Origin of the sequence: Mariniphaga anaerophila, assembly GCF_900129025.1 — a bacterium.
Taxonomy (GTDB): domain Bacteria; phylum Bacteroidota; class Bacteroidia; order Bacteroidales; family Prolixibacteraceae; genus Mariniphaga; species Mariniphaga anaerophila.
This window is the reverse complement of the sequence record NZ_FQUM01000001.1, coordinates 150,175-162,574: the sequence shown is the minus strand read 5'-3', so window position 1 is coordinate 162,574 and position 12,400 is coordinate 150,175. Positions and strand designations below refer to the sequence as shown.

The 12,400-nt window shown below is 39.7% G+C and carries 8 protein-coding genes and 1 tRNA gene; 4 read left to right on the top strand and 5 right to left on the bottom strand.

Features of this window, described 5'->3' with window-relative positions; genetic code table 11:
- Positions 1 to 52: 52 nt before the first annotated feature.
- The 5 genes from BUB08_RS00550 to asnA form a co-directional block, all read right to left on the bottom strand.
- Positions 53 to 1,045, bottom strand: a complete 993-nt coding sequence (locus tag BUB08_RS00550; RefSeq protein ID WP_072997976.1) for a FecR family protein — start codon at positions 1,043 to 1,045, stop codon at positions 53 to 55.
- Between the two features lie 135 nt (positions 1,046 to 1,180).
- The gene (locus tag BUB08_RS00545) at positions 1,181 to 1,756 is read right to left on the bottom strand and encodes an RNA polymerase sigma-70 factor (protein ID WP_072997974.1); all 576 of its coding nucleotides are present in this window, start codon (positions 1,754 to 1,756) and stop codon (positions 1,181 to 1,183) included.
- 449 nt (positions 1,757 to 2,205) lie between these two features.
- On the bottom strand, positions 2,206 to 3,414 hold the full coding sequence (locus tag BUB08_RS00540; protein ID WP_072997973.1) for a site-specific integrase: 1,209 nt from the start codon (positions 3,412 to 3,414) through the stop codon (positions 2,206 to 2,208).
- 291 nt (positions 3,415 to 3,705) lie between these two features.
- Positions 3,706 to 3,779 (bottom strand) — tRNA-Arg (locus BUB08_RS00535).
- A gap of 125 nt (positions 3,780 to 3,904) precedes the next feature.
- Positions 3,905 to 4,939 carry an aspartate--ammonia ligase gene (asnA, locus tag BUB08_RS00530; protein ID WP_072997972.1) on the bottom strand — a complete coding sequence of 345 codons (1,035 nt, stop codon included), beginning with the start codon at positions 4,937 to 4,939 and terminating at the stop codon, positions 3,905 to 3,907.
- Positions 4,940 to 5,115: 176 nt separating this feature from the next.
- Here asnA and BUB08_RS00525 point away from each other — a divergent pair, with 176 nt between their 5' ends.
- From BUB08_RS00525 to BUB08_RS00510, 4 genes are all read left to right on the top strand, one after another.
- A complete protein-coding gene (locus tag BUB08_RS00525) occupies positions 5,116 to 6,288 on the top strand; it encodes an MFS transporter (RefSeq protein WP_072997970.1) in 1,173 nt (390 codons plus the stop codon).
- A 64-nt stretch (positions 6,289 to 6,352) separates the two neighbouring features.
- Positions 6,353 to 8,488 (top strand): Tex family protein, encoded by a 2,136-nt coding sequence (locus tag BUB08_RS00520; protein ID WP_072997969.1) that lies wholly within the window; start codon positions 6,353 to 6,355, stop codon positions 8,486 to 8,488.
- A gap of 50 nt (positions 8,489 to 8,538) precedes the next feature.
- Positions 8,539 to 9,108 (top strand): DUF4256 domain-containing protein, encoded by a 570-nt coding sequence (locus BUB08_RS00515; protein ID WP_072997968.1) that lies wholly within the window; start codon positions 8,539 to 8,541, stop codon positions 9,106 to 9,108.
- A 225-nt stretch (positions 9,109 to 9,333) separates the two neighbouring features.
- Complete coding sequence (locus BUB08_RS00510; protein WP_072997966.1) at positions 9,334 to 12,357, top strand: PAS domain S-box protein; 3,024 nt, start codon at positions 9,334 to 9,336, stop codon at positions 12,355 to 12,357.
- Positions 12,358 to 12,400 lie beyond the last annotated feature (43 nt).

Below are 12,400 nucleotides of genomic sequence, written 5' to 3'. Positions count from 1 at the left end.
TTCTATTTCATAGACTCATAGTTTTAGTTAACTTTTATACGAATACTTAAGTTTAATAAATTATCACTAAATCAGATTTATCCACATTTTCAACAATACGGTACTTAAAATGGGCAGTTGCCTCCAATACTTTCAACACATGCTGTGCCGTGGTAGTTTTTTTTATATTCCCAGTAAATCGATAGTCCCGAAACTTATCATTTTCGAAACGGAATTCAACTCCATACCATCGACTGAGCTCAGTAAAAATGTCTTCAAGTCGTTGGTCGCGGATTACAAACTTTCCATCTCTCCAGGCAGACAGTACATTATCGGCAATTGTCCGGAGCACCATCTCATTTTTATTTGAAAGATACATCGCACTTTCACCAGGTTCAAGCGAAACAATGGGGTTACCTGTTGGCGACAGAATGTCAACCTTCCCCTCGACAAGGGATGTTTCAATATAATTGTCTTCAGGATATGCTTTAATATTAAAAGTTGTTCCCAAATCATGAATAAGGAGATTACCTGCTTTTACCAGAAAAGGAAAGTCGTCTCGGTGCACAACTTCAAAATATGCCTCGCCTGTCAGCTCAGCATAGCGTTGGGTGTTTTTATAATCTTCATGATAAGTGAGTTTAGATTCGGAATTCAACCAAACTTTAGTACCGTCGGAAAGTTCTAGAACGCTAACACTCCCTCGAGTCGCTGTAAACTTTTGTGTTTTGGGATCAGGATACTCAATATTTTTTGTCGTAATGTAATACCCACCCAAACCTCCAATGCCAAGAATAAAAATAAAGATTGCCGCATATCGTAGCATCCGTTTACCTTCTATCCATAACCATGTTCGTTTTTCGCTTTTAATTTTTTGCCACAAATCCTCGAAATCGGAATCAACAACCGCTGTTGTATTCTGCATTGTAACGCGTAACCAAAGACCTTTCATTGTGTAAAACAACTCTTCTTCCTCTTTACTATTTTCAAGGCAACCATAAAACTCCTCTTTTTCTTCATTGGTAGCCTTGCCGGTAATCACATTCAATAACAAATTTTCATTCATTAACAGTTGTTTTATATATGAACAAACAAAGGAAGGAATACCCTAACGGAAAAATCAAAAAAATAGCGTATTTATATTTTTGAGAATTCTGATTATGAACTGGTCAAACGTGCGTAGGAGACTACCAATAGTAATTCAATCAAAAATACTCATGACAACCATTGCAAAAGGCAAATAGTCTTTCAACTCGTTGCGAAGAATTTTAAGGGCTTTGGTCATACGGGCCTCTACAGCTTTTTGCGTAATCCCAAGTTTCTCCGCTATTTCACGGTTTTTCATTTCTTCAAACCGGCTTAGCTCAAAAACAACTCGACAATGTTCAGGAAGATTTTTTATGGCAGTTTCTATTTTATCTTTCAGCTCAGTTAACTCCAAATAGTCGTCATTTATCCTGCTAAGACTCTCATATTGATAATAAATCTCTTTTTCTCTGATCCTTCCATGATGCTTAAGCAGAATCTGCCTTCGTTTTAGAATGTTTAAACAATTATTTTTTACAAGAGTGAACAAAAAGTTTTGCAGATTCGAGTCTGGGTTTAATTCATGCCTGAGTTCCCAAAGTTTTATGAAAGCCTCCTGAACTATTTCCTTTGCCTCCTCTTCGTCATTAAGATAATAATTACCCAAATGATAAAGAGGCTTGTAATAGTCTAAAAATATATTTTTAAAAGCCCCCTTACTATTTTTAGATAATAGTTTCAAGCCTGTCATATAATCAACGGTTTTGGTTAATTCTTGTAGGTCCGCTTTCCAAGGACATACCCCTTACGAATAATACTGAAATTGGACAGTACTTATAGAACGAAGTATCAGATACTTTCCTGATTTGCTTTTTAGTCTTGTTGAATATTATTTTGGCTTCGATATTCACAGGTGAGATTTGTTGAAAAATTAGTTTTTAGCAAACAAATATATTTATATTTTTTTTAGTTTGTTAAAGTTGCTTCTCACGGGGCATATATCGTAATTTCGAGAAACAAACACAATATTCTCAAAATAAAGGGCTAACGAATGTTTGTGAAATTTCAAAATCAGTTTCAAATAGGTTTCGAAAATCGGTTTTATTCTTTGCCCTAAAAAGTTGATTATAGGTCTATTTTTGGTAGACTCCTAATCATATCTGTTCAATATAAAGTCATTTAACGTAGTAAATATCAAACTTAGGACTGCTTCAGTATTGCTTTTAATTTTTGCATATCCTTTGATATTTTCTCATCAACAATTTTTGCATAAACCTGAGTGGTTTTAATTGATCTATGTCCCAACATTTTAGAAACAGTTTCAATTGGAATTCCATTACTTAAAGTAACCGAAGTGGCAAACGAGTGCCTGGCAACATGCATCGTCAGATTCTTGTTAATATGACAAATGTCGGCCAGTTCTTTTAAATAACTATTCATTCGCTGATTAGTTAAAACAGGAAGTAGTAAGCCTTTATTCTCACAAACCGGATAGTTTTTGTATCGTTCCAGAATTTCCTTTGGAACATCTAAAAGAGGCACCCTGCATCTGGTTAATGTTTTCGTTCTGTCTATTATTATCCAATCACCTCCATCGACTCCTTTCTGTATATGTTCCGCATTTAATTTGGCCATATCCACATATGATAAACCGGTATAACAGGCAAACAAAAAAATATCCCGGACAATACTCAGTCTCTTAATGTCAATCTCCTTAGTTCTTATGGTTTTTAATTCATTAAGAGTGAGGTATTCTCTTTTCGTTTCCTGCTTTTTAACCTTAAATTTGAGGTATGGGTTTTTCAAAATATAGTCTAAAGAAACAGCAATATTGAGTATCTTTTTTAAATGCTTATGATACCCCCACACAGTATTTAAATTATTCCGGTATTGTTTCTTCAGAAAAGTATCGAAATCTGCAATAAATGAATAATCAACATTCAGGATATTGACATCTTCTTTTCTATATTTCTTTTTTACAAATTCCTTCAGTCTGTTTTTGGAAGTTTTGTAGTGCTTTAATGTTCCGGCAGAAAATCCGGTGCCAAGCTGATCAGAAATAGTTTTAATGTAATAATCGAATAGTTCAAAAAGCGTATGGATGTCAGATACGCCAGTTAACTCCGATTTCAAGTCGTCTACACTATATTCCTCATTGATGGCTTCAAGACGATAGCAAGCATCCAGGGTTTTACTATATATCTTACTCAATCGGTTATTGATACTTTTTACATCATTCGATTTCCCCTCTACCTGTTGTTTTACCGAGTCCCAAGATTCTTTATCTACAAACAATCCTGTAGATAATTCCATCCTTCTTTTTTTATATGTTACTCTTACATAAACAGGACAATTTCCATTTTGTCTCTTCTTTGATGTTCTTAACAGAAATAAGATTGTAACTCTCATCATAATTAATTTTAAAAACAGGTCCCGATTCGCTGTTTTTCATACATTAAAATTACATTATGGGAGGGCATAAAACAACAGCAAACAAGACCAATTCGAATCATTTAATACGAACTATTTCAAAGAGTTATGAAGCTTTTGGTGACCCTTTTTATTTATTTAACACATAGGTCACCAAATAGTCCCTTCAAAGCTGACGAAAAGAGACCTTTTTTAGTTTTTTACCAAAATAAAAAAGCACTTAAAACATTGATTTTAAGTGCTTTTGACTAAATCTAGTTTGTCTACTAGTACCCCGGACGGGATTCGAACCCATGACCTACTGCTTAGAAGGCAGTTGCTCTATCCAGCTGAGCTACCGGGGCAGCCTTATATTTTGCGGTGCAAAAGTATAAATCAAATCTCAAAAAACAAATCTCAGATAACAATTTCCAACAAAACAAACGTCAATTTTTTGATTTCGTTTGATTTCCTTGTTTTTGAGTTTGTTTTACAACAGGTGAATTCCGTTCTCGTCGCAAGTTTTCACCATTTCATCGGGCCAAATGCTCGACTGTATTTCGCCAATATGGGCTTTGCGAAGGAAATACATGCACAAACGCGACTGCCCTATTCCGCCGCCGATGGTCAACGGCAATTCGCCATTCAGTAACATTTTGTGCCACATAAGTTCGCTGCGTTCTTCCAGTCCGCGTATTTTTAGCTGTTTAAGCAATGCATCCCTGTCTACGCGTATTCCCATTGACGATATTTCAAATGCACGGTTCAGTACATCGTTCCAAAGAATAATGTCACCGTTTAATCCTTTGTATCCGTTCACCGTTGGTGTGGTCCAGTCATCATAATCGGGAGCCCTTCCGTCGTGAATTTGCCCGTTAGGCATTTCGCCTCCGATACCAATTACAAAAATGGCCTTGTATTTTTTTGCCGCTTGGGTTTCGCGTTCAAAAGGCGTAAGTTCCGGATACATTTCGGCCAGCTCTTCGGTGTGCAAAAAGGTGATTTCCTCAGGCAGACCGGGTTCCAGCTCATGGTAATGATTCGTAATATTAAATTCGGTATTCACTAAAACAGAATATATTTTACGAACTATTTTTTTTAGAAAATCGAGAGTTCTTTCTTCTTTTGAGATAACACGTTCCCAGTCCCACTGATCAACATAAAGCGAATGAATATTTGATAACTCCTCGTCGGGGCGGATTGCATTCATATCGGTGTACAGGCCATATCCTGGTTTTGCGGCAATCTCTGCCAATGCCATTCTTTTCCATTTTGCAAGCGACTGTACAATCTCTGCAACCTGGTCATTCATCTCCTTCATTGGAAAAGAAACCGGACGTTCAACCCCGTTTAAATCGTCGTTTATACCTGTTCCTCTTTTTACGAACAAAGGAGCGGTTACTCTCCGCAACCTCAGCTCAGCGGCCAGGTTCAGCTGAAAAAAATCTTTTATGAGTTTAATTGCCTGCTCGGTTTGGGTTACATCTAAAACCGAATGGTAGTTTTTTGGAATAAATAACTTCATTTCATACTTCTTTAATTCTAATGTCTGCAAAAATACGATTGTACTTTCAATATGGAAGTATCCGGAACAAAAACTATTCATAATAGTTGAAATTATTCTTAAAAATTGAATTTCTGTAATTATTTATGAACATGTCAGGTTCTTTTTGATTCTTATTTTTGCAGCTCAATTTGAAAATGATGCAATTCAGAAAAAATATTGCAAGCCTGTATGTGATCAAAATCTCCAAATGGTTTAACCTGGTAATGCCTGTTGTTGTGCTATTTTACCAGGACAACGGAATGGGAATGCACGAAATTTTTATTCTGAAGTCCATTTACTCGTTGGCAATTGTTGGCCTCGAGCTGCCTTCGGGATGGATGGCCGACGTGTGGGGACGCAAAAAAACACTGCTGCTTGGTGCAGTTTTAGGGAGCGCAGGTTTTCTGATGTACAGCTTTTCGTACGGTTTTTGGGCTTTTGCTGTGGCCGAAATTGTTTTGGGAGCCGGGCATTCGTTTGTTTCCGGGGCAGATTCGGCCATGCTGTACGAAAGCCTGAAGGCCGATAAAAAATCAGACGAATACGTAAAACACGAAGGACGCATTACATCTGCCGGAAACTTTGCCGAAGCACTGGCCGGTATTGCCGCAGGTTTTCTGGCTGCTGTAAGTTTACGGTCTCCCTTCTATTTTCAGTTTATTGTGGCTGCTCTGGCGGTTCCGGCAGCACTTGTTTTAAAAGAACCGGTGAATCGTTCCGGCGCACTCAGTTATTCGGTAAAACGGATGGCTTTAGTTATAAAAGGTACACTTCTGAAAAATACCAATTTGCGTGTTTCCATTTTGCTTTCGGCTGTTACCGGAACGGCAACGCTTACATTTGCCTGGCTGGTGCAACCGTTTTTTAAAGCCATTAATTTGCCCGTTGAATGGTTTGGTATTTTATGGACAGTTTTAAACCTGAGTGTCGGGGTTTCATCTGCCTTTGCTTTTCGGTTTGAAGGCCGGATAAGCCGCAAAAACGAAGTGCTTACGATTATTCTTTTACTGGCTTTGGGTTATTTCTTCTCAGGCCTTGCTGTCGTTCGCGAAGGTCTCTTTTTTTTATTTTTATTCTACCTTGTTCGCGGACTGGCTACGCCCATCTTTAAAAATTACATCAACCTTTATACTCCAAGCGAAATCAGGGCAACCATTTTGTCGGTACGAAACCTTTTAATCCGAATCAGTTTTGCCGTTATTGGTCCGTTGTTAGGCTGGATGACCGATCAGGTAAATCTAAAAACAGCATTTATTCTGGCCGGCGCACTCTACATAATTGCAGCATTGTTGGCAGTCTGGCCCTGGTTATCGAAAAATCAACAATGAAACTTTAACATGCCCTCTCGCAAAAAATATCTTTCTACCTTTGTTTCTGTTAAATAGAATTTAAATGAATCCACAGATAATTGAAATTATAGCCCGCCAACTGGGTATAAAAAACATACAGATAAAAAACACCCTCGAACTTCTCAAAGAAGGCGCTACGGTTCCTTTTATTTCGCGTTACCGAAAAGAACGCACCGGGAGTCTCGACGAAGTTCAGGTGCTCCAGGTAAAAGAACTGGGCGAAAAGTTCAGTGAGCTTGAAAAACGCAGGGAAACTATTTTAAAAACTATTGAAGAGCAGGAGGCGCTTACCCCTGAGCTGAAAGCAAGAATTGAGAATTGCTACGATGCTGTGGAGCTGGAAGACATTTACATGCCTTACAAACCAAAAAGGCGAACAAAAGCAACCATTGCCCGGGAAAAAGGTCTGGAACCTCTGGCAAAAATTGTAATGAAGCAGTTTGAGCGCGACGTTGAATCGAGGGCAGCCTCATTTTTAAACGATGAAGTTCCTTCTGTTGACGAAGCATTATCGGGAGCGCGGGATATTATTGCCGAGTGGATTAGCGAGAATGAAAAAGCACGAAGTATTGTCCGTCGCGAATTCGACAGAAATGCCGTTATAAAATCAAAAATTGTTAAAGACAAAGAAGAGGAAGCTGCCAAATACCGCGATTATTTCGATTGGAGTGAGCCGCTGAAAAAATGCCCGTCCCACCGTCTGCTGGCCATGCGCCGGGCAGAAAAAGAGGGTTTTTTGCGTGTCTCGGTAAAACCCGACGAAGATAATCCGCTGAATAACCTGGCTCGTTTTTTTGTAAAAGGAAACACTGCTTGTTCGGAACAGGTAGAACTGGCTGTAAAAGATAGTTACAAAAGATTAATAGAACCTTCTATTGAAACCGAGTTTGCTGCTCTTTCAAAAGAAAAAGCCGACAACGAAGCAATTGGTGTTTTTGCAGAAAACCTGAAGCAACTGCTGCTTGCTCCCCCACTCGGCCAAAAACGAACGCTTGCAATTGACCCGGGGTACCGCACAGGGTGCAAAGTTGTTTGCCTGGATGAACAGGGAAATCTTTTGCACAACGAAACAATTTACCCGCACAAACCACAGGAAGACAAAAAAATGGCAGCCAAAAAGCTTACATCAATGGTTGAAATGTACCAGATTGAAGCTGTTGCAATTGGCAACGGGACTGCCGGCCGCGAAACCGAAGCTTTTGTAAAGAAACTGCGTTACAATCGTGAAATCAGGGTTTACGTGGTGAGCGAAGACGGCGCATCTGTTTATTCGGCATCCTCTGTTGCCCGGCAGGAATTTCCGCAATATGATGTAACTGTGCGCGGCGCCATTTCAATCGGACGGCGCCTGATGGATCCGTTGGCAGAACTGGTGAAAATTGATCCGAAAAGCATTGGAGTTGGACAGTACCAGCACGATGTTGACCAGAAAAAGCTAAAAAACAGTCTGGATTCAGTAGTAGAACTAAGTGTGAATGCGGTGGGTGTAAACCTCAACACCGCAAGCCAGCACCTGCTCACCTACATTTCGGGGCTGGGGCCGCAACTGGCACAAAATATTGTGGATTACAGAAAAGAAAATGGCCTTTTCAATTCACGCGAAGAATTGAAAAAAGTTCCGCGCATGGGGCCAAAAGCATTTGAGCAATCTGCCGGTTTTTTGCGAATTCCCGAGCCGGAAAATCCGCTTGACAACTCAGCGGTTCACCCCGAATCCTATCACATTGTAAAACAAATGGCAGCCAGCTTAAAATGTGAGGTAAAAGATTTAATTCGTAACGAGGAGCTGGTGTCAAAAATTGATCTGCCCCGATATGTAACTCCGGAAGTGGGGCTTCCCACATTAAACGATATAAAAAGCGAGCTGCTAAAACCCGGGCGCGACCCCAGAAAACCCATAAAAGTATTTGAATTTGCCGAAGGAATTTTCTCGATTGAAGATTTGAAGGAGGGAATGATTTTGCCGGGAATTGTAAACAACATTACAAAGTTCGGGGCTTTTGTAGATGTCGGGGTAAAACAGTCGGGACTTGTGCATATTTCCGAATTAGCAGATCGCTTCGTCTCCGATCCAAACGAAATAGTGAAATTGCACGAACACATAAAAGTAAGGGTCAAAGAAGTGGATATTCCACGAAAACGCATTCAGCTCTCGCTAAAAGGAGTGGAGCAGGAATAACTACACCTTTTGTCAGAAATTAAAGCCGAATCGCATTTAATCAGCACATTATGTCAACAGGAAATAAAAACGTATTGTTACCAGACCAACAACGGGAGCTCATTCATCTTTTAAAAGCTCGTTTCGAAGCAAATACGAAGCGTCATGAAAATTGCGATTGGGAAGCAGTAGAAGCTAAATTGACAGCAAATCCGGAGAAACTGTGGTCGCTCAATAAAATGGAACAGACCGGCGGCGAACCCGATGTGATTGGGTATGATAATAAAACAGAAGAGTTCCTGTTTTTCGACTGCTCCAAAGAAAGCCCCAAAAACCGAAGGAGTGTCTGCTACGATTCTGAAGCGCTGGAATCCAGAAAAACGAATAAGCCTCGCAGTAGCGCTGTTTCCATGGCATCGGAAATGGGAATAGAAATTCTAACCGAACAGCAATACCGTGAATTACAACAACTGGGAGAATTCGACACAAAAACATCCAGTTGGCTTAAAACTCCGGCAGGTATAAGAAAGCTTGGCGGCGCTATTTTTGGAGACCGGCGTTACAAAAATGTGTTTACCTACCATAACGGAGCCGAATCTTATTACAGTGCTCGCGGATTCCGCGGGTTATTGCGCGTTTAAATAAACGATTCCGACGAACGCCCTCCTACCAATCGATGCAACTTAACGAAAGATTTCTTATCAGCAGAAACTATTTTCGTTGCTGCTACGTAATACAGTTAGAGCTTCAATCTTACTGAAATAGAGTGACATTACTTTGTTTATTTGCTTTTTCTTTTCTATTTTTAATACGGTTTACGCGTGTTTGTTGCTTAGTCCTTTTTCACCAAGAATAAATTTATGCCCATGAATTCAACCGAAAAACAAAAAAAGAGTAGGATTCTGGATAAATTTTTCCGGAAAATTGCTTCCGCTTTTACAGGGGATAAAACGATTCTAAACCCTACCCAACATAACAACAAGACAGAGGGTGCGAAGCCCGACGTGCTTCACAAAACAGCTGAATTGGAAAAACGAACCAGAGAATTATCTCTGTTTTATCATATGCTGAATCTGGTTACCCAGGATACTCTCACCGCGGAAAATTTTTTACAATCGCTGACCAACGAACTTCCCCAGACATTTCAAAATTCTGAAATTACCTGCGCCCGCATTGTTTACAAAGACAACGAATTTAAAACTTCAAATTTTAAACGAACCCGGTGGCACCTCTCTTCAGAAATTACCGTAAACGATAAAAAAGAGGGTTTTGTGGAAGTTTGTTACCTCGAAAAAATGGCTAAAATTGACGAAGGGCCTTTCTCGAAGCACGAGCGTAACCTGATTGATTCTGTGGCAAATAAAATCGGTCATTTTTGCGAACGGGAACTGATGCGACAAGAGTGTGTAAAAAAAGAAGAAAACCTGCGTACCACACTTAACTCGCTCGGCGATGCGGTAATAACAACCAACAATGTTGGTCAGATAACAAACCTAAACCCCGCGGCAGAAATCCTGACCGGCTGGAAATATGACGATATTCGGAATAAACAGATTGATGAAGCCTGCACCATAAAAGACGCAATTACCGATAATCCGATAGAAAACCCGGCAAAAAGAATCATTAAAACTGGCCAGACACTTGATGAATCACCCCACGTTAAACTGATTTCAAAAGACGGAGAAGAGCACCTGGTAACAAATTCCGGTTCGCCCATTAAAAACAGAGACGGAAAAATGCTGGGCGTGGTGTTGTTTTTCAGGGACATTACCGAAGAGGAGGCATTAAAGGAACAGCTCAGGGAAAGTGACGAGCGGTGGCATTTTGCACTCGAAGGCGCAGGTGACGGGGTTTGGGACTGGAATTTAAAAACCAACGAAATTTATTTCTCAGATCAGTGGAAACGGCAGTTGGGGCACAAACCTGATGAAATCAAAAATGAAGTTTCGGAGTGGGAAAGCAGGGTTCATCCCGAAGATTTAAAACAAGCTGAAGAAGACATAAAAAAGTATATACGGGGAGAAACCGACGAATACAGAAATGAACACCGGCTCAGATGTAAAGACGGTTCTTTCAAATGGATTTTGGATCGGGGGAAAATTGTAGCTCGCGATAAACAAGGTAACCCGCTTCGGTTTATTGGCACACACACAGATATAACTAAATCGAAGGAGATCCAAAAAAACCTTGCTGAAAATGAAGAGAAGTACCGGCTTCTGGTGAAAAACCAAACAGATTTACTGGTAAAAGTTGATGCGGAGGGCAGACTTCTTTTTGTTAGTCCGTCTTATTGTAAAATGTTTGGAAAAACCGAAGACGAATTACTTAACAAAGCTTTTCTGCCGCTTGTGCACGAAGATGACCGAGCTTCTACACAGATGGCAATAAAAGAGCTTTTTCATCCACCTCACAACAGTTATCTGGAACAACGTGCAATGACCAAAGACGGCTGGAAATGGCTGGCCTGGGTTAGCACGGCAATTTTAGATGAAAAGGGAAATGTAAAAGAGATCGTTGGTGTGGGGAGGAATATCACAACAAGGAAAAAAGCCGAAGAGCAGTTAAAATATTCTCACGAACTGATGCGATATATCATCGAAAATATGAACAGTGCGGTTGCAGTTCACGATCGAGATATGAATTACGTATATGTAAGCAAGCAATACTACAAACAGTACAACTTAAAAGAAGAAGATATTATTGGTAAGCATCATTATGAAGTTTTTCCGGATCTGCCTCAGAAATGGCGGGATGTGCATCAGCAGGTGTTAAAGGGCGAAGTTTTGAAAGCCGACCGCGATCCTTTTTTCCGCGGCGACGGTTCACTTGAGTGGATAAAATGGGAATGCCGTCCCTGGTTTGAATCAGATCAATCCATTGGTGGACTTATTGTTTATTCGGAAGTGATTACATCTCAAGTGAAAGCACAGGAAAAACTCAGGGAACGAGAAAGGCAATTATCGTCTATGGTTGACAATCTTCCGGGATTTGTTTACAGGTGCAAAAACGATAAAGAGTGGACCATGATGTACATGAGTGACCAGTGCAAAAAAATAACAGGTTATTTTCCTAAGGATTTTATCAACAATAAAAAAATTTCATTCAATTCCATTATTAAGCCAGAATTTCAGGAGGAAGTCTTTAGTGGCTGGGAAACTGCATTAAAAAACAACTCAACGTTCGAAGGAGAGTATCAAATAATTACTGCATCCAACAAAACAATATGGATTTGGGAAAGAGGTTCCGGGGTTTACGATGCCGAAGGAGATTTGATTTTTCTGGAAGGATACATTGAAGACATAACGCGGCGAAAAACAATGGAAAAAGAGGTTGCCGAAAGCGAAATGAAGTATCGCCATTTAACAGAAAATATTTCAGATGTCGTCTGGTCTTCTGATTTGAATTTTCAAATGACTTACGTTAGCCCGTCAATCGAAAAAATGATGGGTGAACCAGCAGCCGTTCATCTGAAAAAAACGACAGAAGAAAAGTATCCGCCGGAATCCATAAAAAAAATAATGGCAATTCTGGATGAAGAAATAGAAAGTGTAAAAACTAATACCGCAGATAAAAAAAGGTCAAGGCAATTCGAAGTAGAACGTTACAAAGCAGACGGTTCAAAAATATGGGTTGAAATGAATATTTCCCTAATCAGAGATAAAAATGGCACACCAACAGGATTTCAGGGAGTGATGCGGGATGTAAATGAACGAAAAAAAGCAGAGACAGAGCTAAAAGAAAAAGTTGGTGAACTGGAAAGGTTCAACAAATTAATGGTCGGAAGGGAAAACAAAATGATAGAATTAAAAAAGGAAATAAACGAACTATGCACAATTGCCGGTTTTCTTCCGAAATATAAAATACAAGAAGATGACAACGAAAAAGCGTAAGGAGTCCGGTTTGGCACCTAACTCCGGAAAATGAGTATTTAAT